This window comes from Nitratidesulfovibrio sp. HK-II (assembly GCF_003402415.2).
Taxonomy (GTDB): domain Bacteria; phylum Desulfobacterota; class Desulfovibrionia; order Desulfovibrionales; family Desulfovibrionaceae; genus Cupidesulfovibrio.
This window is the reverse complement of the sequence record NZ_AP036014.1, coordinates 2595902-2618507: the sequence shown is the minus strand read 5'-3', so window position 1 is coordinate 2618507 and position 22606 is coordinate 2595902. Positions and strand designations below refer to the sequence as shown.

The window sequence follows — 22606 nt, the reverse complement described above, 5'->3', positions numbered from 1 at the left end:
CTACCTGCCCCCGCAGGCGCAGCCGCCACCGCAGCCCCCGGTGGTGCCCCCGGTGCCGTCCGGCGGAGTGGGGAGGTTCGGCGGAACGCAGGGACTGCCCGCGCGCGGGGTGAAGGGCAGCACCTCGTACCGCACGCCCGATTCGCGCAGCATGTCCTCGGCCAGTTGGTCGGGGTACGATTCCGCGTAGCGGATGGCCGTGACGCCGCAGTTGATGAGCATCTTGGTGCAGATCAGGCAGGGCTGGGTGGTGCAGTAGATTTCTGACCCGGCAAGCGAAATGCCGTGGATGGCGGCCTGCACGATGACGTTCTGTTCCGCGTGCAGCCCCCGGCAGATTTCGTGGCGCTGGCCGGAAGGCACGCCCAACTGGGTGCGCAGGCAGCCCACGTCCAGGCAGTGGGCCACGCCCGAGGGCGCGCCGTTGTACCCCGTGGCCAGGATGCGCTTGTCCTTCACCGCGATGGCCCCCACCTTGCGCCGGGTGCAGGTGGAGCGTTCGGCCACGAGGTAGGTGATCTCCATGAAATACTGGGGCCAGGGGAGGCGGGACAGCGTGGACATGGTGGCCTCTGTCGGTGATTGCAGGAAGAAGAGCCGGGGAGGGGACCCTTTGACGCTCTGCGGTCGCCATCCGTAAGGTTCGCGCTACGCGCATACCTAACGGCTGCCGCAAAGGGTCTCCCTCCCCGGACCCCTCCCCCCCCAAACTCTTTAATTAGGAACGGCCTGCACAACGCGGGAAATCATTCATGACAGCCCGCGACGTTGCAGCGGCGCTAGTCCGGCCTACCAGGCGAACAGCGGGAACTGCCGCGCGAAGACTTCCACTTCGCGGCTGATGGCCGCAAGGCGGGTCTCGTTGTTCACGTTGGTCAGGGCGTCCACGATCCACGCGGCCACCTTTTCCATTTCCGCTTCCTTCATGCCGCGCGTGGTCAGGGCGGGGGTGCCCAGGCGCACGCCAGAGGTCACGAAGGGCGAGCGGGTCTCGAAGGGCACGGTGTTCTTGTTGGCGGTCATGCCCGCCTTGTCCAGCGCGTGCTCGGCGTCCTTGCCGGTGATGTCCTTGGACGTCAGGTCCATGAGCATCAGGTGGTTATCGGTGCCGCCGGAAACCAGGTCGTACCCGGCGGCGGTCAGGCAACCGGCCAGCCTTGCGGCGTTCTTCACCACCTGCTTCTGGTAGTCGGCGAAGGTGGGGCGCAGCGCCTCGCCGAAGGCCACCGCCTTGGCCGCGATGACGTGCATCAGCGGGCCGCCCTGGATGCCGGGGAATATCTGGCTGTTCAGGACCTTGGCGTTGTCCTCGTCGGAAAGGATCATGCCGCCGCGCGGGCCGCGCAGGGTCTTGTGGGTGGTGGTGGTGGTGAAGTGGGCCTGCCCGATTGGGGTGGGATGCAGGCCGGTGGCCACCAGGCCCGCGATGTGGGCCATGTCCACCATCAGCTTCGCGCCCACCTCGTCGGCAATGGCGCGGAACCGGGCGAAGTCGATGGTGCGCGGGTAGGCGCTGGCCCCGGCCACGATCAGGGCGGGCTTGTGCTCGCGGGCAAGGGCGGCCACTTCGTCGTAGTCGATGTAGCCGGTTTCCTTCTTCACGCCGTAGAACACCACGTTGTACAGGCGGCCGGAGAAGTTCACCGGGCTGCCGTGGGTCAGGTGCCCGCCGTGCGAAAGGTTCATGCCCAGGATGGTGTCGCCCGGCTTCAGGCAGGCGAAGTACACGCCCATGTTGGCCTGGCTGCCGGAATGGGGCTGCACGTTGGCGTAGCCGCAGCCGAAGATGGCCTTGGCGCGGTCGATGGCCAGGTTTTCCGCGATGTCCACGAACTCGCAGCCGCCGTAGTAGCGCTTGCCGGGGTAGCCTTCGGCGTACTTGTGGGTCAGCACGCTGCCCTGCGCCTGGCGGACGGCGGCGGAGACGAAGTTCTCGGACGCGATGAGTTCGAGCTTGCCGGTCTGACGTTCGATTTCAAGAGTGACCGCGCGACCCACTTCCGGGTCTTGAATCAGCAGTTCGTCCATGGTTCGCCTCCGTGAATGGTTGCGGCCGCGCGGCGTCAGGATGCCGCGCGACCTCTGGAAATATCGTTCTCCCGCGCCCTTATGGGGGGAGATGTTCTGCAAGCCTCCGGCGGGCAGGGGGCCAAGCCCCCTGCACCCCCCGTTCAGGCAAGCGAGTACGGACAGAGTCCGATATCGAGCGGGACTGCAAACGTGCGGAGCGCGAGGCGGGGACGAGGAAAAAAGCCTTTTTGCGGAGGGAGTATACTCTTTGGTATTCGACTGGAGCAAAAAGGCTTTTTGACGACGTAGCCGCCCGTGATACGTGCGTTTGCGATATTAACCCTTCCAGCGCTTGTAGAGCATGCAGCAGTTCGTCCCGCCGAAGCCGAACGAGTTGCACAGCGCGTATTCGGCCTGGTGCTTTTCCGAGCCGCTGGCCATGTAGTTCAGGTCGCACTCGGGGTCCGGGGTGTCGCGGTTGATGGTGCCGGGGATGATGCCGGTGTGCAGCGTCATGACGCTGAACACGCCCTCCATCCCGCCCGCCGCACCCAGCAGGTGCCCGGTCATGGACTTGTTGGCCGTGATGCGGATGTTCTTGGCGTGGTCGCCGAACACCTTCTTGATGGCTTTGGTTTCGCACAGGTCGTTGAGATGCGTCGAGGTTGCGTGGGCGTTGATGTGGTCCACGTCCTCGGGACGGATGCCCGCCTCGTTGATGGCGGCCAGCATGGCCTGCGCCATGCCCAGGCCGTCCTCGTGCGGGGCGGTCATGTGATAGGCGTCGCCGGATGCGCCGTAGCCCACCACTTCGGCGTAGATGGTAGCGCCGCGCGCCTGGGCCGATTCCAGCGATTCCAGCATCAGGAAGCCCGAGCCTTCACCGATGACGAAGCCGTCGCGCTCGTTGTCGAACGGACGCGACGCCTTGGTGGGGTCGTCGTTGCGGGCGGTGGACAGGGCCTTCAGGGCGGTGAAGCCCGAAACGCCCATGGGCGTGATGGTGGCTTCCACCCCGCCGGTGATCACCGCGTCGCAGCGGCCCATGACGATGTCGGTGTACGCGTAGCCGATGGCGTGCTGGCCCGATGCGCAGGCGCTGGTGGTCACCAGGTTGGGCCCCTTGGCCCCGGTGAAGATGGAGACCTGGCCGGGCGCCATGTTGGATATCAGCATGGGGATCATGAACGGCGAGACGCGGTTGGGCCCAGACTCCATGAGCTTGGAGTGGAAGACCTCAATGGTCTGAAGCCCGCCAAGCCCCACGCCCAGCAGCACGCCCACGCGGTGGGCGTTGGAATCGTCGATGACGAGGCCGGAATGCTCGACGAGCATCTTGCCGGACGCCACCGCGAACTGGACGAAGCGGTCCATGCGCTTGGCCTGCTTGGCCGGGATGTGCTGTTCCGGGTCGAAACCCTTGACCTCGCCGGCGATGCGCGAGGTGTACTCCGAAGCGTCGAAGTGGGTGATGGGCCCGATGCCGGACCTTCCGGCCACCAGGTTCTCCCAGCTTGTCGCAAGGTCGTTACCAAGGGGGGTGATGGCCGCAAGGCCGGTCACGACGACACGCTTTCCGGTCATTAAGATTTCCTCTTGGCGGTAGTGGGGCCGAGTTCGCGCGAACGGGATGGATGTGGAACGATGGCGAGTGGTTGCGCGCCGTTCGCGTGGTTTCGGCCGTGCGGAAGAAAAGCGCGAGAGCGTCTTATGACCTCGTCATAAGACGCCCGCATGCGATCTTCGTTACGTGAAGAACAAGCCCTACTGCTTGCTCTTGATGTAGGCGATGGCGTCCTTGACCTTGAGGATCTTCTGGGCATCGTCATCGTCGATTTCGGTGCCGAATTCCTCTTCCATGGCCATTATCAGTTCGGTCAGGTCGAGCGAGTCGGCGCCAAGGTCTTCCACGAAGGAGGCTTCGGGCTTCACTTCTTCGGCGGACACGCCAAGCTGATCCATGATGATCTTCGTGATTTTCTCTTCAACGGACATGGTCCCTCCAATGCTGTTTTTCTCGTTTCGGTGCCGGTCGGTGCTGCGTACGCGGCGGGGAACTAGCAGTACATGCCGCCGTTGACGGCGATGACCTGCCCGGTGATGTAGCCCGCCTTATCGGAAGCCAGAAAGGCCACGGCATCGGCGATGTCCTGGGGCAGGCCCAGACGCCGGAGCGGGATGGCTTCGATATATGCCGCGCGAATCTCGTCGGTGAGCTTCGCGGTCATGTCTGTTTCGATGAAGCCGGGGGCCACGGCGTTGACCGTGACGTTGCGCCCGGCAAGTTCCTTGGCGGCGGACTTGGTCATGCCGATCAGCCCCGCCTTGGCGGCGGAATAGTTGACCTGCCCGGCATTGCCCATCTGCCCCACCACCGAGGTGATGTTGACGATGCGGCCCCTGCGCTGCTTGGTCATCAGCTTGGCCGCCTCGCGCAGGCAGGTGAACGCGCCGGAAAGGTTCACGTCCAGCACGCGGTCGAAGTCCTCGTCCTTCATGCGCAGGATGAGCCCGTCCTTGGTGATGCCCGCGTTGTTCACGAGCACGTCGAGGACGACCTTTTCCCTGATTTCTTCCTGAAAGAACGCGGCCACTGCGGCGGCGTCGGAAACGTCCAGCCTGAAGGCGCGCGCCGAACCGCCGGCGGCGTTGATGCCCGCGGCCACGGCTTCGGCTTCCTCGGGCTTGCTCACGTAGGTGAGGTAGACCTGAAAGCCCTCGCGGGCCAGGGTTTCCGCCACGGCCTTGCCGATGCCCCGGGAGCCCCCGGTGACCAGCGCGGTGGAAGTGAGTTCGCTCATTCGGCCTTTCTCATGTTGCGGGTTGCAAAGGGCACCGCCTTATACCGCAAAGACAGTGCGACTTCAATTGGCCCGTTTCGGGGTACCCTGAGGGGCAGTTTTGAATCTCTTCAGGAGTCCCACAGCCCCTGCGCACGTTGATTTTTTGTTGCTGGCGAGGAAAACGAGCCTGCCATGAGGGAATATGCCTCAGCCGTTTGGCGAGCTTGCGAGCCTTACGGATGAGGACCGCAGCGCGCTCTTATCGTATTTGACCGACATGGCAGGCGAAGTTTGACCGCTCTGCGCTCGATGCCCGTGAGGCTCGCGGACTCGCCTAACGGGCACGCTACGCGCCCTTCGGGTCGGTCCGCCAGCGGGAAAAGGGCCGTTTGCCAGTTAAAAATGCAACAGCGCGGCACCCCAGGTAAACCCGCCACCAAAGGTGGCCAGCAGCACGCGCATGCCGGGGCGCAGCACGCCCTTGGCCCGTGCGTCGGCAATGGCCAGCGGCACGGACGCGGCCGAGGTGTTGCCGAACTCGTGCAGGTTCACGAACACGCGCTCGGCGGGGATGCCCAGGCGGTCGCCCACGGCCTCTATGATGCGCAGGTTGGCCTGGTGCGGAATGAGCAGGGCCACGTCGCCGGTGGTCAGCCCGTTGCGCTCCAGCACTTCCTGGCTGATGGCGGCCATGTTGCGCACGGCGTGCTTGAATACGTCGCGGCCGTTCATCTGCACGAAGAAATCGTCGCCGATGGGGTCGCCCTTGGCGTAGGGGGTGTTGGTGCCGCCGCCGATGGTCAGCAGGCCGCCCAGGTTGCCGTCGGACGCGCAGCGCACGTCTTCGAGCAGGGCGCCTTCACCGTCGGCAGTGATCACCGACGCGCCCGCACCGTCGCCGAACAGCACGCAGGTGGAGCGGTCGGCCCAGTTCAGGCGGCGGGTAAGCGCTTCCGTGGCTGTCAGCAGCACGCGGGCTTCGGGCTGCGCGGCCACGATGGCGCGCGCCATGGACAGGCCGTACACGTAGCCCGAGCAGGCCGCGTTGAAATCAAAGGCCATGGCCCCCACGATGCCCAGCTTGGCCTCGACGAGGCAGGCGGTGTTGGGGCACAGGTAGTCGGGGGTGCAGGTGGCGTTGATGACGTGGGTGATCTCGCCCGGCTCCATGCCCGCGTCGGCCAGGGCCAGGCGGGCGGCCTCCGCCGCCGCGTCAGAGGCGTTCTGCCCCTCGGCAAGGCGGTGGCGCTGCTTGATGCCGGTGCGGGTGGTGATCCACTCGTCGGTGGTCTCCACGAACTTTTCAAGGTCGAAGTTGGTCAGCACGTCCACGGGGGTGTACGCACCGAATCCCCTGACCCGGCAGGCAATATCGCGCGATGCTGTCATGTGGCTGGTTCCGGTGGGCGCGCAGGGCGCGCCATGTGGCAGGGTGGGAAGGCTAGGGCATTTCACCATCGAAGAGGGCCTGCTGAAAATGCTCTGGCGGCACGGGCAGCGCCGTCCGCCCCGAAGGCGCGCGAAACCGCGTTTCGTCGTCACACGCCGGGTGGGCGTTTCAGGAAATGTCCTATTTGATCGCCTTGCCGTAGCGGGTGAGTTCCTCGTTGGCGCTGATGGCCTTGATGAGGCGTTCGTTGGTTTTCTTTTCCACGAAGGTGGCGGCCAGCTTGACGGCGCTGCGCACGGCCTTGGCGTTGGACTTGCCGTGGCAGACGAAGGCGATGCCCTGCAAGCCCAGCAGCGGCGCGCCGCCGTATTCGGCGTAGTCCACGAACTGGGCGAAGCGGCGAAAGGCGGACTTGGCGAGCAGGGTGCCGATCTTGGGCAGAAAGCCGGAAAGCAGTTCGCGCTTCAGCACGCGGCCCAGCGACGAACTGAGGCCCTCGCTGAGCTTTAGGGCCACGTTGCCCACGAAGCCGTCGCAGACCACCACGTCCACCTCGCCGCTGAAGATGTCGCGGCCTTCCACGTTGCCCACGAAGTTGATGCCGTTCTGGGCCAGCTTGAACAGTTCGTAGGCTTCCTTGACCTGGGTGTTGCCCTTGCCCTCTTCCTCGCCGATGCTCAGAAGGCCGATGCGCGGCGAATCGCACCCCAGAAGGTCGCGCGCGAAGGCGTCGGCCATGAGGCCGAACTGGAACAGGTGATGGGGCTTGCAGTCCACGTTGGCCCCCACGTCCAGAAGGACGATGGGGTTCTTCTCGGTGGGCATGATGGAGGCGAGCGCGGGCCTGTCCACGCCGGGGATGCGCCCCATGATGAACATGCCGCAGGCCACCGTGGCGCCGGAATGCCCGGCGCTGACGATGCCGTGGGCCTGCCCGTCGCGCACCAGGCGGCAGGCCACCTGGATGGAGGCGTCCTTGCGGCGGCGCAGAATGTCCGAAGGCTTTTCGTCCATGCCCGCAACCTCGCTGGCATGGACAATATCATAGGCGACGCCGTCAAGCGGGATTTTGGCCAGTTCCGCCTGCACCTTCGCCTGGTCGCCGACCAGCAGAAGGGCGATCCCCTTGTCGCGCGCCGCCTCTATCGCGCCGGGGACCACCACGGAGGGGCCGAAATCCCCCCCCATGGCATCCACGGCGATGATGGTGGCGTTACTCATTAGGCTGAGCGACCACCTGACGGCCCTTGTAGGTGCCGCAGCTCGGGCAGGCGCGATGCGGAACGGTGGGCTCGCCGCAGGCGCAGTACACGATGGTGGGCACGGCCACGCGGTCGTGCGAACGACGCATGCCCTTCTTGGACTTGGACTTCTTGTTCTGCTGAACGGCCATGACGTTCCTCTCCTGGATGTCCCGCCGAGGGCGGCGGGGGTTGTGCTACTTCTTTCCGATGGTAAGGCCGCGCAGGGCGGCAAGCCTGGGGTCGCCCTCTTCGCCCTTGCAGGCGCACGAAGAGGCGTTCAGGTTGCTTCCGCACGACGGGCACAGGCCCTTGCACCCGGTGGAGCACAGCGGCTTCACCGGCAGGGCCAGCAGAAATTCTTCCCACAAGAGGCCGGACAGGCTCACTTCCACGCCCTGCCCGGTAGGGGAGATGCGCATCACGGCCTCGTCCACGTCCTCGAATTCTTCCGCCGGGGCCTCCGGAGCGGAAGCGACCGCCTTGCCGTGCCCGCGCGCGTCCTCTTGCTGGGGGCGCTGGGGCTGGGCGGGAAACGGCTCGAAGCTGTCGAAGGAATGGTCGATGACCATTGCCGCGGGTTCGGCGCAACGGTCGCAGGGCGCGCTGATGCGCCCCGTGAGCCTGCCGCGCACAAGGCAGCCGTCGTCCTGCGGCAGCAGGAACACCGAGCCGCGCAGCGGCTCGATGATGGTGTACGGCAAAGCGAATTCGGCGATGGGGCCCTGCCAGACGGACTGGTCGTCAACCTCGTACTCGCCGCCGCCCGCCGGAATGTCCTTGAGCGGAATCCAAATCTGGTGCATGGCTACCTCGCGAGCAGCGATTACTACATGCGAACCCTTCGGGCTGTCAAGAAAGGGGTTGCGTTTTTCGGGACGGCGGTATAAGACTCCCATCTCTCGCGGCGGCAAACATCCAGAATGCGTCCGGAACGTGCCCGGCACATCGGTCGACGCCCGCCCCGCGCAGCGCCCCGGCGGCGAAACACCACCGACGGCACCCAGAACGACCACGCGAACTTTGCACATATACGGAGGAAAGTCATGTCCAAGCAGTGCGATGTGTGCGGCAAGAAGGCCCAGGTCGGCCACCATGTGAGCCACTCGAACATCAAGACCAAGCGTCGTTTCGAGCCGAACCTGCAGAGCGTCCGCCACCAGTACCCCAACGGCGAAGTGAAGACCATCAGCGTCTGCACCCGTTGTCTGCGCTCCGGCGCGGTGGTGAAGCCCGCCGTCCGCAAGGTCGCCTAACGCTTTCCGACCCATGCGCTCAAAAGCCCCGGCGGTTTCCGCCGGGGCTTTTTGTCGTTCCCGCCACGCGGGTCGGCGCGCCCCGCCGACACACGAACGTCACCGTCATCCCGGCGCATGGCGCTTCCCGTGCGGGGCGCGCCGGGTTAGGATGGGGCCATGCTCTGGATGTTCCCCGCCCTGCTGGCGGCCCTGCTGGCCGCGCTGGACGCCGCCCTGTTGCGCCGCTTCGCGGGTGACCTGCCCCCGGCGCGCATGGTGGCCTACCCGGTATTCTGGAGCATGCCGCCGTTTCTGGCGCTGCTGGCGGCGCGCGGGCTGCCCGACCTGCCCCCGTCCTTCTGGACCGCCACGCTGGCGGCGGTGCCGGTGAACATGGCCGGGCACCTGCTCACGGCGTGGGCGGTGCGCCTTTCGCCGGTGTCGCGCACGGTGCCCTACCTGTGTTTTTCCCCCGCCTTCGTGGTGCTGAACGAATACCTGCTGCTGGGCGTGACGCCGCGCCCGGCGGGCGTGGCCGGGGTGCTGCTGGTGGTGGCGGGCAGTTGGGTGCTGAATGCGGACGGCATCGGGGGCGGCGGAAACGGGGCCGCCAACGGGAGCGACGCCACCCTTTGGGGCCGCGTGCTGCGCCCCTTTCGCACCCTGGCTGCGGAGCGCGGCGCGCTGATCATGCTGGGGGTGGCCCTGCTGTGGAGCCTGGGCAGCGTGCTGAACCGCCAGATGGTGCTGCACGCCCCCCCGGCGGTGGCGGGCGGGGTGTTCTTCGCCATCTACGGCCCGGTGATGCTGGCCGCGCTGATGCTGTTCGGCGGCGTGCGCCCGCGCATGCTTTTCGACCGGCCGCTGCGGGGCATGACCATGGGCGCGGTGCTGTTCCTGGCCTCGTACGTGCATTTCGCGGCCATGAGCCTGACCACCGCCGCCAACATGATCGCGGTGAAGCGGCTGGACGGGGTGTTCGCCGTGCTGTTCGACCGGTTGGCCGCGCGCGTGCGCGGGGCCGGACGCGATGCGGAGGCGGGGACGCAGGCGGTGGGCGCGGCGCGCCCGGTCCGTGAGGTCCGTGAGGCCCGTGAGGTCCGTGACGGCAGGCTGCCCGGCGCGGCCCTGATGGCCGCCGGAGCAGCGCTGGTGGTGCTGGCGTCCTGAACGCACCCCGGCGCGCATTCCGCGCATTTTCCCGGCGGGATACGTCTTGCCGCCGGGCTTCGCCGTGACTATCCTAATCAGAATGGACGCACGGAAGCCCGTCGCGCCCCGCGCCGCCTCCTTCCCGTCCTCCTGTCCCCGTTTCGCCGTGCCTCCGCGCGCCCCGTTTTCCGCGTCTTCGCGCCGGGCCGTGGAGGCCCCGTTCCCACCGCAACCATCCCGGAGCCCCCATGCCCCGTCTTGGTCTTGTCCTCTTGCTGGTCCCCTTTCTGGAATTCTACGTGCTGGTGGAGGTAGGCGCGCGCATCGGGGCGTTCAACGCCGTGCTGCTGGTGATCCTGTTCGCCATGGCGGGGGTGTGGCTGGCCCGCACCCAGGGCATGGGCACGCTGGCCCGTATCCAGCAAAGCATGGCGCAGGGGGTGCTGCCCGCCGACGAGATGCTGGACGGGCTGTTCCTGCTGCTGGCGGGCATCCTGATGGTGTTCCCCGGCTTCGTTTCCGACGTGTTCGGCGTGCTCCTGCTGCTGCCCCCCGTGCGCAGGCTGGCCGCGCATCTGCTGCGGCGGCACATGAATGCCTCCATGCAGGCCGACCGCGCGGGCGGGCAGTCGGTGCACGTGCGCACCTGGTATTTCGGCCCCGGGGGGGCTCGGCGCAGCGAAACCTTCGGTGGCGCGGGTCCCATGTTCGGACCGGGCCGGGGCAACCCCGACGGGCTGGGCGGCCCCGGTGCATCTGCTGGCCCGGACGATTTGAACGGCCCGGACGGCGCGCACGGGGGCGGTCCCCGTCCCTATGGTCCCGACCATGGGGGGGGCGGCATGGGGAGCGGACAGGACGCCCGGCAGGAACCGCGCCGCACCGTGATCATCGACTGCGAACCGGTGGAGCCGTCCTCCCCGGCTGATGGAACCGACCCGTCTGGCCCGTCTGGCCAGTCAGGTCAGCCTGGCGGCACGCCCGGAAGCACGCCGGGTAGCCCTTCGGGCAGTCCGGACGCGCGCTGACCCTGGCGCATCCAGTCCACGATTCCGCACACCCCATGGCATCCTCCAACGGATCAGACCGCTTCCGCCGTGCCCGTCCGGTGCGCTTCGGCGGCGCTTCCGCCCAGACGGGGCGCGGCGTGGCGGCCACCGGCCTTTCGGCCCGGCCGGAACAGGTGGCGGCGGCCCTGCGCCGCAGGCCCGCGCTGCCGCCGTGCTGGCGCGACCTGACCGTGCCCGTCCCCCCCGCAATGAACGAGGCGTTGCCCGCGCCGTTGCCCCAGCTTCCCCCGTGCACCACCCAGCGCCTGCCGCGCTGGCGGCTGGTGCTGGAGGCCCGCAACATACCGTTCATGGCCGTGCGCCGGGGCGACCGGCAGCACCTGTTCGTGCCCGCGCTGCATGAACGGCTGGCCCGCCTGGAACTGCTGGACGCCGAAGGCGAGGACGCCGCCGCCCGCGCCCGCCCGCCCGCGCCGCCGCCCGCCCCCTTGCGGGCCAACGCGCACCTGACCCTGCTGGGCCTGCTGCTGTTGGCCCTGTGGCACGGGGTGCGCATGGGCTGGTGGTGGGACCTGAACCTGCCCCTGCCCGACCTGGACCCCGACGTGTGGCGCGACGCGGGCGCTCTGGATGTCTATTACACCGTGGCGCGCGGGCAGTGGTACCGCGTGGTCACGGCGCTGACCCTGCACGCCGACAGTCCGCACCTGTTCGGCAACATGCTGTTCGGCAGCTTCTTTCTGGTTCCCCTGTGTCGCCGCGTGGGCATCGGTCCGGGATGGCTGCTCACCATCCTGGCGGGCGCGGGCGGCAACGTGCTGAATGCGCTGGCGCGCCCGGCCTCGCACGTCAGCCTGGGCTTTTCCACGGCGCTGTTCGGCGCGGTGGGCGTGCTGTCCGGCCTGCTGGCCGTGGAAGGCGGCTGGAGCGGCTGGCGACGCATGGTGGTTCCCCTGGCCGCCGGGCTGGCCATTTTGGGCATGCTGGGCAGCGAAGGTGAACGCACCGACCTTGGCGCGCACCTGTTCGGCCTGGTGGCGGGCATCGTGGTGGGCATGGCGGCGCAGTGGCTGCGGGAACGCTGCGGCCCGCCGCCGAGATGGCTGGAATGGCTGGCGGGCGGAGCCTGCGCGGCGCTGCTGGCGGGCAGTTGGGCGGTGGCCCTGCGGTAGCGTGCCCGCCCTGTCGGGGGGAGGGGGGGCATCGGAATGTTTTTTCGCCGGAACGGTCTGGCCCGCAACGCAAAACGGCCGTGGAGTCGCCTCCACGGCCGTCGTGTTTCTTGTCGCGCGGATTCCGGCTACTGGGCCTGCGCCGTTGACGGGGCAGATGCTGCCGGGGAGTCCGTGGCCCCCACGCCGGGCGGCGGCGGGGGCGGGGTGGGCACCGGCAGGGGCTGGGGGGCGGCCGGGGCGTTGTCCTGCGGCTGCGGGCCGGGCAGGGGCACGGCCGGGGCCGCGGGCTGTTCGCCTGGCTGCTGCGGCTGGGGTGCTGCGGGCGTGGCCGGGGCAGGGGCCGCTCCGTTCCTGGCGTCGCCTGGCGCGGGCTGCGGCAGGGCCGGGGCGTCCGGCGCGGGGGCCTGATCGCCGGAAACGCCTGGCGCGGGCGTTGCCGCGTCCCCGGGCGTTGCGGGCTGGACGGGGTGGACGGGGCCGGAGCGCTCCGCCAGCACGTATTCGCGGTCCACGATCCACTGGCGGTGCACCTCGCGCAGGTCGGCGGGCTTGTCGGCCCACTCCGCGAAACGGTCGGCGCGCATGGCCACCACCAGTTGCGGGAACACGGCCACGGCGGCGCGCAGCGATTCCTCGTCGGACAGTTCCTCGATGTTCGAGCCCGCGTAGTAGGTGTACGTGCCGGAGTACACCTTGTAGCTCACCGGGTGGTACCCCTTGCGGATGTATTCGCCCATCAGTTCGCCCTGGGCGCGCGGGCTCATGACCGGGTCCAGCGAGGGCGCGGTGAACAGGGCGGCGGGCACGATGAGCGCGGTGACGAAGGCGGCCAGGGTCAGCAGGCCGCCTTCGGGGCGGCTTCTGTCCACGGCCTTCCACAGCAGCACGGCGAAGACCAGGGTGACGCCCGCCAGGATGGGCGCGCCGCGCGCGATGTCGAGCATGGCCAGCACCTGCGGCTGAAAGCGTACGCGCACCATGTCCGGCGCCCACTGCCACAGCGATACGGCCCCGAGGCCCAGGGCAACCGCCAGCAGCAGGAACGCCGTCAGGCCGAAGTACATCCGGCTGCCGAAGCCGTTCAGCCGCAGCAGGGCGCGGGCGGTGACCACGGCCAGCAGCGGGAACAGCGGCAGCAGGTAGATGACGATCTTGATGCTGACCACGGTCAGCAGGGCGAACGAGGTCAGCAGGGCCAGCCAGATGTAGGCCATGCCGTCGCCTTCACCCTTGCGGGTGGCCAGCACGGCGCGCATGGAGGCGGGGGTGAAGGCCCGGCCCCACGGCAGGAACAGCAGCACCGGGGTAAACGGCAGCCACGCGGCAGGCAGGGTGGCCAGGTAGTGCCACCACGGCTGCTCGTGGTGCCAGGCAGCGGTGGCGCGGTCCACGATCTGGTGGCGCAGGATGTTGCGGATGAGGTCCGCGTAGCCCTCGAACCATACCGCGCCCACCCAGGCCAGCAGGGTGGCCAGCATGATGCCGCCGCCGATGGCCACGTCCATGCGGTTCAGGCGGCGGGGCATGCCGCGCCACAGCCCGTAGGCAAGGCCCGCCAGCAGCGGGAAAGCCAAGCCGAAGGGGCCCTTGATCAGCGTGGCCACGGCGGCCAGGGCGAAGGCCGGAAGTATCCAGCGGAAGGCCAGGGGCAGGCGCAGCCCCCGGTACATGCACACGTGGGCCAGGGTGATGACCGCCGCGAACAGCAGGTCCATGCGGGCGTAGTGCGTCACGCCCAGGAAGTAGAAGCCGCACAGCAGCACCAGGCCCGCCGCGAACGATTCGCGCTTGTCGCACCCGGCCACCAGGCGGGCCAGGGCGTAGGTGGCCCACAGCGCCAGCAGGCCGGAAACGGCGGCACCCAACTGGAAGACCATGGGGCCGTCCACGCCGGGGATGGCGTCCAGCAGGCCAAGGAACCAGAAATAGACCGGTGGCTTGTCCGGGTAGGGAGTGCCGTTCAGGTGCGGCACCAGCCATTGTCCGGTGGCCAGCATGGTTTCGTAGACGTTGCCGTGGCGAATTTCGTCCGAGAACCACAGCGACCGAGCGTCCAGGGTGAAGGCCGTCTGCGCCGCGTAGATGAGCGTGAGCGGCAGCAGGGGGAACAGGGCCAGCAGGTCGTACAGCCGGGACAGGATGCCCCTGGCGCGGGGCGGCGGACAGGACCCGGCGGGCTTGCCATTGGGCTTTCCGGGGCCGCTCGGGGCAGGACCGTCCTTCGCGGGACCATTTTGGGCGCTGCCGGAAGCGGCGGCGGTGCCGGGCGGGGTTTGGGGAGCGGCCTTGGATTCGGAGGCGGCGGTTTCGGGCTTCGGCTCGGTCATGGGGTGGCGGTCCTGTGGGTGATGCGGTGTATGACGAAGGCGGCAAGGCTGCCCAGCAGGAGCCCGGCCAGTACGTCGCTGGCATGGTGCTGCCCCAGCAGCACCCGCGAATAGCCCACGGCGGCCACGAAACAGCCGAGGGCCAGGGAGGCGGCCGCGCGCTGCCAGCGCATGGCCAGCGGCGCGCACGCGCCGACGATTTCCGTGGTGTGGCCGGAAGGCAGCGAATTGTGCGGCCCGTCGAACGAAAACGGCATCCACGGGCCCGCCACGCCGGGCCGGGTGCGCCCGGCGGCGATCTTGACCACCCGCACGAGCAGGAACGAAATCAACAGTTGCACCGCCACGTAGACCATGACGAAGCGCACGGTGCGCGGGTCGTGGTCGCGGCGGGCGCGCCACACGAGCGCCGCGTAGACCACGTACATGGCCGGGTTGCCCCAGTCGGTCAGCACGCGCGCGGCCATGGTCGCGTCGGGGTGGGCATGCCGCCACGCGCGCCAGAACGCCGTCACCTCGTCACCGCTGCCCAGGCACAGGGTGGAGACCGAAAGCAGCGCCAGCAGCGGCAGTGCGCACAGCACATGATGCGAAAGAGGGTACGGCTGACGCATTGCCGCCTTATAGGGTGAAACCGGAGTGAAGGGAAGGGCGCGGGCGCGCCGCACAGGGCGTTGGCCGGGCATTTCTTTGGACTGGCGTGCCGACGCCCCGTTTTCGCGCGGCGCGCGCCGCGAACGGCAAGCAGGGAAACGCCGTTGCGCCTGTAACGTGCCATTCCCCCCTTGCCTTGCCTGACGTGGCATGGCGGGGCGCGGCATGGCGGGGCGCGGCATCTTTTTTGCCGCGTGCCGTGTCGCGCGGCCAGGGTGCCTTGACGTCACTTTTTCGCTAGGCTATTCGTTACGGCTTTTCCGCAACACGGACTGTACGTCACGGAGGGTGGAATGTTGTCAAAGATGGTGGCAGGCATCACCGGGCGCTGGAACGCGCCGGGCGGGTACCGCGAGGTGCTCGGCGTCAGCCTGCCGCTGGTGGCCAGCATGGCCTCCACCACGGTCATGGAGTTCACCGATCGGCTGTTCCTGAGCCATTATTCGGTGGAGGCCATCGCGGCGGCCACGCCCGCTGCCGTGGTGCATTTGCTGTTTCTGCTCACCTGCATGGGCATCACCGGGTATTCCGGGGTGTTCATTGCCCAGTACATCGGTTCCGGCGCGCCGCGCCGGGTTGGCGCGGCCCTGTGGCAGGGCCTGTACATGGCGCTGGCCTTCGGTGCGGGCATGGGCCTTTTGTGGTACGCCGCACCCGCCATCTTCGCCTTTGCCGGGCATTCGTCGGCGGTGCAGGCGGGTGAGGTGGCCTATTTCCGCATGCTCACGGCGGGTTCGGTGCTGCCGCTGGTCAACAGTTGCCTGGCCGGGTTCTTTACCGGGCAGGGCCGCACCCGCCCGGTGCTGGTCGCCAACCTGGCCGCCATGGTGGTGAACATTCCGCTGGACTACGCCCTTATATACGGTGTCTGGGGCTTGCCGGAAATGGGCATTGCCGGGGCGGGGCTGGCCACGGCCACCGGGTGGGGCGTGGGCACGTTGCTGTTCGTGCGGATGGTGTTCACCGCCCGCAACGAACGGTGTTACCGGGTGTGGAGCGGGCGCGGGTTCGAGCCGGAACTGTTCCGGCGCATGGCCCGCTACGGTCTGCCCAGCGGCATCAACGGATTTGCCGAACTGTTCTCGGTGACGTGGTTCGTGTTTCTGGTGGGCGGGCTGGGCGAAACGGCGCTGGCCGCCACCAACATCACCTTTTCCATCAACATGGTGGCTTTCCTGCCCATGATCGGCCTGAACATCGCCGTGGGCAGCATGGTGGGGCAGGCCATGGGACGGGGCAACCCCGCGGACGCCGAACAGGTGACGTCCAGCACCCTGCACGTGGCCATGACCTGGATGTGCCTGCTGTCGCTGCTTTTCTTCTGCATGCCGGGGCCGCTGTATGACCTGTTCCTGGGCGGCGGAGTGCAGACCGACGCCGCCGTGGTGGCGCAGAAGGCGGAAATCCGCGGCCTGGGCGTGGTGCTGCTGCGCTTCGTGGCCGTGTACTGCCTGCTGGACGCGGTGACCATCATTTATACCGGCGCGCTGAAGGGCGCGGGCGACACGTGGTTCGTCATGTGGAACATGTTGCTGGGCTGCGTGGTGTGGCTGGTGCTGCCCACGCTGGCCCTGCGCGCGGCGGGGTGGATGACCCTGAACACGCTGTGGGCGGCCTTCACCACGTTCATCCTGTTGCTGGCCGTGGTTTCATGGCTGCGCTATCGGCGTGGCGCGTGGAAGAGGCTGCGGCTGGTGGAGACGGCCCACCCCCTGCCAGCGCCGGAAGGCGCACGGGGGGCTATGCCCGGGCAAGGACCGGGCTGCGGCGGGGAATAGCCCCCCCGTCCCCCGCCCATTCCGGTGGACTGGTCGGCGGAAAGGAAACGGAAAGGGCCGCGCGGCGATTGCCGGGCGGCCTCTGCTTTTGTCGGGGAACATCAGCCTGCGTGCAGCTTTGCCTGCACCGAGGCCACCTTGCCCGCCATGCGGCCGGGGGGGCCCTTGCGCAGGTCCACCTTCAGGGTCATGTACACCCGGTCGCAGTCCTCTTCCAGCGCGGCCAGGCAGCGGTCGGCCACCTGCATGACCTCTGCCCGCTCCCCTTCCACCGTGGTGCCCATGGGGCCAAGCTGGTACGGCAAGCCGCTTTCCTGGATGACGCCAAGCACGCGCGCCACCCATTGGCTGACGCTGCCCCCCTTGTCCATGGGAAAGACGGCGATTTCGGCAAGAACGCTCATGGTGCCTCCGTGCGGTTGTGTCCGGTCCTGCATGATGCACCCGAACGGGCGGCAACGCCAGCCCCGCCATGGGGATGTTGGCGGCGTAGTGTCCGGCACGCCGAACGCCAAAGAAAAAGGGGGCCGTCCTTGCGGATGGCCCCCGTCGCCGTTCGCGGAAGGCGTTTGCGGGTTGGCTAAGCGGCCTGCTTGTCCGGGGCCGAGGCCATCACCTCGTCGATGCGCCGGATCTTGTCCAGCACCCGCCGGGCGATCTGCCGGAATTCCGACATCTGCGGCAGGCTGTACCGGTCGCGGCCGTGCACCAGCCCGGAAACGTCCATGATCTCGTTGTACAGGTAGGGCGTGCAGATGGGGTCCTGGCGCAGAAAGAAATGCACCCGTCCGATCATCTCCACGATTTCCGCCGCGTGGCGTTCCGGCTTGCGGAACAGCGTTTCCAGCCGCTTCTGGGCGTTGCGCAGCGAGGTGCGCCAGTGCGGCAGGCGCGGCGCGAACAGCGGTTGTTCGCAGGGGGTCATGGCTTCGTCCAGCCGCTGACGGAACGAAGAAAGTGGAGCGGAAAGGCCGGTCTGGCAGTCCGGGCCGTCCGCTTCCGGCAGCTCGTGGGAAAGTTCGTCCGGCGCGATTTCTCGCGCGCCCCGGATCAGCGCGCCGCCGCCGTATAGGTTCACCACGTCCAGGTTCAGGGTGCGGATGTCCTGCTCCATGTCGCGCAGGGCGGTGGCGTAGGGCAGGGTGGACCGCACCGGGCCGTCTCGCCCCGGCAGTTCCAGCGTGCCCACGGTGATGGCGGCGGCATGGTGCCCGGCGGCGTGAGATGCCTCGCCCCGCCAGCCGAAGTCCTGCCCGGCCAGCACGATGCGCCCCGCGTCCAGCCAGTGCAGCAGGCGCAGCAGGGCCACGCTGACGTTGCCCGCCGCGTCCAGCACCAGGTCGTCCTTGCCCGCGATGAAGGTGGCCATGCCGCCCACGGTCCACAGCGGCAGGGTGGGGCCGGGGTAGCGGCGCACCACGTCGGGCTGGACCTTGGTGGAATAGATGAGCGGCACGTGGCGGGCCCATTCCGGGTCCAGCCGGTCGTACACCCGGGCGATGCCGTCGCTGTAGTCGATGCACAGGGCGATGTCCGGCCGGATGCCCACGGCCTGCATGGCGGGCAGGGTTTGCAGGGCCGAGGTGACCAGCGCCCGACCATGCAGCGCGGCCACGGCCGGGGCCGATGCCGCCAGCGAGGGGCCCGCGCCCGCGATGACGGCGGGCAGGCCGTTCAGCGCGCCGCGCAGCGACTTCATGTCGCCGTCGGACAGGGCGCGCCGGAAATTGGAAAGTTCGTTGCCCACCATCACGTCCTGCGCCCGGCGCAGGGTGGCCAGTTCCACCGAGAGGGCGTCGAGCTGTTCGCGGCAGACGCGCGTCCAGTAGGCGTAGGCGGGGCCTATCTGCTGGCTGGCAAGGTCCGCCTGAAGCAGGATGCGCCCGAACAGGAACTGCTTGTCGCACCCGCGCACGGCGGCCACCAGCGCATCGAACTGCGGCGCCACGAAGGTCAGCCTGCCGGACTCGATGAACGGCCGGTAATCTGTCATCCCGATGCACAGGGTGAGCATGGCCGGGTCGGGCTCCACCACCAGCAGCCGGTGCCGCGGCGGGGTGTTTTCCAGCATGTGGTTGATGCCGTAGCCCAGGTTGGCCCCCACGATGATGGTGGCCGACCGCTCCGCCTGTTCCGTGGGCGGCCATGACCGGTACGCGAACTGCGGCGGAAAGGCGTCAAACAACCGACGACCGTCTTCCAGCTCGATGTCCAGCATGTTCCAGCGGTTCAGGCGCAGGCGGGCGGCCAGCGTTTCAGGCGCGGGAGCGTTTTCGGCAAGCCATGCGGCCACTTTGGGCTGCCTGGCGGCCAATGCCTTCGTGTTTTCGGCGAGGAACTGGGTGTGGTTCATGCGGCCGCGCTTGCATGATGCATGCCGACACGGTGCGGGAATATGTAATGCCGGGCGAGGATGCGGGCGCGACGGCCGAGTCCCGCGCGAAAGCCGGAAAATTGAGCCGCCCCCTCGGCGCGCGGGCGCGGAAGGGGCGGCGGGAGCGGAAACGCATGCGGGCGGTGGCCCGCAGTCGGCACTGGTGCGCTTAAGGGGCGGCGGCCGGCTGCGTGGCGGCGGGTTCTGACGGAGCGGCGGGCAGCGGGGGCACCGTGATGGGCGCGTCGAGGGTTTCCGGGGCCACCCGCAGGGGGGACTTGTAACTGGAAGAGCTGTCCGCCGGGGTATCCAACCGGATGGGACCGTCCAGCGTTTCCGGCGCGGCGCGGCGCACGGGCTTGTAAGGGACAACGCCCCTGCCGGACGCGCCCTCGGGCTCCACGGGCAGTGATGGAACGACGGCATCCATCTGCGGGGCGGGGGCGGCCGTTTCCGGCGTGGCCGGGAATGCGGGCGAGGGGGCAGGGGCCGCCAGCGCCGGGGCTTCCGGGGTCGCCACCGGGGCGCGGACTTCGTGAGTCATGTCCGGCATGGTCTGCGGGACCACGGCGGCGGGCTCCGGATCGACGACCGGGTAGGAAGGCTGTGTAGCGGCATCCGGCACGGCGGGTTCAGGCGTCACCGGAACCAAAGTGGCCGGGGCATCACCGGGCACTGGCGTAGCCGGTTCCGTGGCGGGCGGCAGGGACACCGGCTCCGTGGGGGTGAGGTCCGGCGCTGGCGTGAGGCCCGTGACTTCCGGCGCGGGAGTGAGCGGAGCAGTGGCTTCGGGCGCTGGCGTTCCGGCCGTCCCGGCGGTGGCGGCCTCGGATGCCGTTTCCTCCGAGGTGCCCGGCGCGGCGTCTTGCATGGCGCCGGGCGTGGCGTCGGGCGCGACATGCGGCGCGGCTTCCGCCTCGGCCCCTGCGGGCGGCGCGATGTGGATGGTCAGTTCCGGCGCGGGCGAGGGAGCCACGGGCGGAGTCGCCGGCTTCGCCACCATGGGCGGCGGGGCGACGGGCATGGGTGTGGCTTGCCTGGCGGGTACGAACGGTCCCTTGGGCTGCTCGGCGGCCGTGGCCGCGCCGATGGACTTGGCGTCGCGCCCCACGAGGATGGCGCGGGTTTCCCACGGTTCCAGACGCAGCACCATGCGGCCGCCTTCCAGCGGCACGGGCGCCCCTTCTTCCAGGTCCACGGCCGGGTTGCCCGAGCCGAACAGTTCCAGCAGTTTCGGCGTGGCGCCCATGTCCAGACGCTCGGTCACGGCCTCGCGTCCGAAGTTGGTGACGGCCACCACCATGCCGCGCCCGCCGGGCAGTTCCACGGCCAGGGCCACGCTGCCGCGCCCCTGTGTGCGCAGACGGGCGGACACGCGCCCGGCGGCGATGCCGGTGCGCTCGCGCATGGCGGTGATGGCGTGCACTCCGTTGAGGAACGAGTGCGGGTCGTGCAACTGCTCATCGGGCGAGGGGTAGGCCATGGGGGCGCGGGGCATGCCCTGCTTTGTCAGCACGGTGGTGCGGGCGGTGCGGTACAGGGCGTATGCGCCGCGCGGGGCCAGGGCCGGATCCCAGCGTTCCTCGGAATCGGCCATGCTGTGCCAGTCCAGCGGCAGCGCCCCGGCCAGGTCCTGCCCGTGCAGCACCAGCAGGCCGGGCTGCATGGCCTTGAAGAAGACAAGGGCTTGGTGCCCCTTGCGGATTTCGTCCCGTGCATCCGGCTTTGCCGCATCGGCATGGCCGAAGCCCGCTCCCAGCGCGGCAAGGCCCGCGCCGGTGACGGGCAGCAGGTCGCCCGCGCCGCCCAGCGGCATGGTGGAGGCCCACAAGGACGCGCGCGTGCGCATGGCCGACCGCATGTCGTCCGCGAGGCCGGGCAGGCCGTCGCCCGCCGCCGCGCCGGGCGGCAGCATGCCGGGGGCCAGTTGCGGCAGGGCGTAGTCCACGCCCTCCGGACCGGGGGTGGCGTGCACCAGGCGGCGCATGTCGATGCCAAGGCGCAGGGCGTCGTCCAGCAGGGCGCGCAGGGGGCGCGCATCGCCGGTGAGCAGGGCGTGCTCTGCGGCGGGGCTGGTGACGGTGTCTTCGGCCACGTCGGCCGATTCATGCAGGGTGCGGGCCAGCAGCGGCAGGGGCAGTCGGTCGCGCTGCCAGGCCCATCCGCCGTAGCGGCGGGTTTCGCGGCCCAGGGCAAGGGCTGCGGAGGGCGCGGGCTCCAGCGCGGGGGCAGGGCCGGGGTCGCCGTAGGCGGCGCGGGGCTGGGGATCGAGCCCGGTCAGGGGTTCCACCCGGAAACCGGTCAGGGCCATGCCGCGCAGGCCGATCTGTTGGATGATGCTGGACGACAGGATGCGCCGCGCGGCGGCCGAGGGGTCGTCCCAGTGCAGCACCGGCATGTCGTACCGGCCCGCATGGCGGTAGGCCCACCGGCGCAGGGTGCCGTCGGCCCCGCGCACCTCGCCCGTGACAGCCCAACCGCCGGGCCGCGCCCACGACAGCAGGTCGCGCGCGAGCGCGGCGGGCAGCAGCCCCTTTTCGGCCAGCAGGTCGTGTTGGGCGCGGGTGAGCGGGCGGGCCTGCCATTCCGACTCGCACACGGGCAGGTATGGCCACAGGTCGCGCGGGATTTCCACCAGGCAGTATGCGCCGGGGTAGTCGCGCACGTTGCGCGCTGCCAGAAAGAAGTCGGGTCCCATGCCGGTGGCGGCGGAGATGATGTCCGTTCCCAGCAGCAGGCGGTTGCCGTCGGCCATGCGACGCAGGCGGGTGTATTCGTCGTCGGTGCCCGCTGCTTCGGAAAAGCCGTGCTGGATGGTATCGTCGCCGGTCAGGGTGGCGCTGCGGTCGTAGGCCCAGAGGGCACCGGCCCCGCCCGCGGGGGTGACGTACAGCCCGCGCACGCCGGTGCGCCGCAGCAGTTCCAGCACCCTGGGCTGGGCCAGGATGGCGAAGGCCGAGGGGGTGCCATCGGCGATGAGCGCCATGGGGTGCACCAGCAGCCAGGTGTCGGCGGCGCGCAGCAGGTTGTCCGTGTCGGGCGGCAGGGTGGGGGAGCGCCAGCCCAGTTGGCTGCCGGAGACCACGCGGGTGGATTCCGCGCCCGCGCCGAGCAGCGACTGCTTTTCCAGCCACTGCATGTAGCCGGGGTCCGCCCGGGTGACCGAGGGGCCTTGCGGCAGCAACAGCGATTTCTGTTTGGCGGGCGGCCCGGCACATCCTGACAGGAAGATGGCCAGAAGCAGGGCCAGCGTCGGTACGCACGGGGCCATGCGCGCCATGCCGGAAGCATGGGCCGGGACGGCGCGCGGCGCGCCGGGTAGCAGGCGGATGACGGGCAGGCTGCGGAGCATGAGGGCAAATGTATGGAGCGCGGCGCGGTACGGCATGCGAGTCCCCTTTATCATGCCGACATTACAGGGGGCAGGGGGGGCTGTCAAAGGCGGTATTGCGGCCGCGTGACGCCATTTTCGCT

The 22606-nt window shown here is 69.0% G+C and carries 19 protein-coding genes; 5 read left to right on the top strand and 14 right to left on the bottom strand.

Annotated features, from left to right (window positions below):
• From RVX_RS10935 to RVX_RS10895, 9 genes are all read right to left on the bottom strand, one after another.
• Positions 1-555 (bottom strand): deoxycytidylate deaminase, encoded by a 555-nt coding sequence (locus tag RVX_RS10935; RefSeq protein ID WP_230404666.1) that lies wholly within the window; start codon positions 553-555, stop codon positions 1-3.
• A gap of 234 nt (positions 556-789) precedes the next feature.
• On the bottom strand, positions 790-2028 hold the full coding sequence (gene glyA, locus RVX_RS10930; protein WP_116305880.1) for a serine hydroxymethyltransferase: 1239 nt from the start codon (positions 2026-2028) through the stop codon (positions 790-792).
• Positions 2029-2346: 318 nt separating this feature from the next.
• Entirely contained in the window at positions 2347-3594 is a 1248-nt protein-coding gene (gene fabF / locus RVX_RS10925; RefSeq protein ID WP_116305879.1) for a beta-ketoacyl-ACP synthase II, read from the bottom strand.
• Positions 3595-3774: 180 nt separating this feature from the next.
• On the bottom strand, positions 3775-4005 hold the full coding sequence (gene acpP, locus RVX_RS10920) for an acyl carrier protein (RefSeq protein WP_007527619.1): 231 nt from the start codon (positions 4003-4005) through the stop codon (positions 3775-3777).
• Positions 4006-4067: 62 nt separating this feature from the next.
• Complete coding sequence (fabG, locus tag RVX_RS10915) at positions 4068-4811, bottom strand: 3-oxoacyl-[acyl-carrier-protein] reductase (RefSeq protein WP_116305878.1); 744 nt, start codon at positions 4809-4811, stop codon at positions 4068-4070.
• Positions 4812-5189: 378 nt separating this feature from the next.
• A complete protein-coding gene (locus tag RVX_RS10910; protein ID WP_116305877.1) occupies positions 5190-6182 on the bottom strand; it encodes a beta-ketoacyl-ACP synthase III in 993 nt (330 codons plus the stop codon).
• 181 nt (positions 6183-6363) lie between these two features.
• A complete protein-coding gene (gene plsX, locus RVX_RS10905; RefSeq protein ID WP_116305876.1) occupies positions 6364-7404 on the bottom strand; it encodes a phosphate acyltransferase PlsX in 1041 nt (346 codons plus the stop codon).
• Complete coding sequence (gene rpmF, locus RVX_RS10900) at positions 7397-7576, bottom strand: 50S ribosomal protein L32 (protein WP_007527626.1); 180 nt, start codon at positions 7574-7576, stop codon at positions 7397-7399. Before rpmF ends, plsX begins: the two co-directional genes overlap by 8 nt.
• 45 nt (positions 7577-7621) lie before the next feature.
• The gene (locus RVX_RS10895) at positions 7622-8230 is read right to left on the bottom strand and encodes a YceD family protein (protein ID WP_116305875.1); all 609 of its coding nucleotides are present in this window, start codon (positions 8228-8230) and stop codon (positions 7622-7624) included.
• A gap of 240 nt (positions 8231-8470) precedes the next feature.
• Between RVX_RS10895 and rpmB the strand changes: the two genes are divergently transcribed.
• From rpmB to RVX_RS10875, 4 genes are all read left to right on the top strand, one after another.
• The gene (gene rpmB / locus RVX_RS10890; RefSeq protein WP_035069008.1) at positions 8471-8680 is read left to right on the top strand and encodes a 50S ribosomal protein L28; all 210 of its coding nucleotides are present in this window, start codon (positions 8471-8473) and stop codon (positions 8678-8680) included.
• Positions 8681-8839: 159 nt separating this feature from the next.
• Positions 8840-9832 (top strand): EamA family transporter, encoded by a 993-nt coding sequence (locus tag RVX_RS10885; RefSeq protein WP_116305874.1) that lies wholly within the window; start codon positions 8840-8842, stop codon positions 9830-9832.
• Between the two features lie 230 nt (positions 9833-10062).
• Positions 10063-10842: an FxsA family protein gene (locus RVX_RS10880; RefSeq protein WP_116305873.1), complete on the top strand. Its 780-nt coding sequence runs from the start codon at positions 10063-10065 to the stop codon at positions 10840-10842.
• Between the two features lie 35 nt (positions 10843-10877).
• Positions 10878-11996 carry a rhomboid family protein gene (locus tag RVX_RS10875; RefSeq protein WP_116305872.1) on the top strand — a complete coding sequence of 373 codons (1119 nt, stop codon included), beginning with the start codon at positions 10878-10880 and terminating at the stop codon, positions 11994-11996.
• Positions 11997-12124: 128 nt separating this feature from the next.
• Here RVX_RS10875 and RVX_RS10870 read toward each other — a convergent pair whose 3' ends face one another.
• A complete protein-coding gene (locus RVX_RS10870; RefSeq protein ID WP_116305871.1) occupies positions 12125-14326 on the bottom strand; it encodes an ArnT family glycosyltransferase in 2202 nt (733 codons plus the stop codon).
• Positions 14323-14940 (bottom strand): phosphatase PAP2 family protein, encoded by a 618-nt coding sequence (locus tag RVX_RS10865; protein ID WP_116305870.1) that lies wholly within the window; start codon positions 14938-14940, stop codon positions 14323-14325. Before RVX_RS10865 ends, RVX_RS10870 begins: the two co-directional genes overlap by 4 nt.
• A gap of 333 nt (positions 14941-15273) precedes the next feature.
• On the opposite strand from RVX_RS10865, the gene RVX_RS10860 reads away from it, so the two are divergent.
• The gene (locus RVX_RS10860) at positions 15274-16758 is read left to right on the top strand and encodes an MATE family efflux transporter (protein ID WP_230404558.1); all 1485 of its coding nucleotides are present in this window, start codon (positions 15274-15276) and stop codon (positions 16756-16758) included.
• A gap of 101 nt (positions 16759-16859) precedes the next feature.
• Here RVX_RS10860 and RVX_RS10855 read toward each other — a convergent pair whose 3' ends face one another.
• The 3 genes from RVX_RS10855 to RVX_RS10845 form a co-directional block, all read right to left on the bottom strand.
• Complete coding sequence (locus RVX_RS10855) at positions 16860-17162, bottom strand: MTH1187 family thiamine-binding protein (protein WP_116305869.1); 303 nt, start codon at positions 17160-17162, stop codon at positions 16860-16862.
• 176 nt (positions 17163-17338) lie between these two features.
• Entirely contained in the window at positions 17339-19111 is a 1773-nt protein-coding gene (locus RVX_RS10850) for a motility associated factor glycosyltransferase family protein (protein ID WP_116305868.1), read from the bottom strand.
• Positions 19112-19301: 190 nt separating this feature from the next.
• Positions 19302-22520, bottom strand: a complete 3219-nt coding sequence (locus tag RVX_RS10845; protein ID WP_116305867.1) for a hypothetical protein — start codon at positions 22518-22520, stop codon at positions 19302-19304.
• Positions 22521-22606: the final 86 nt, after the last annotated feature.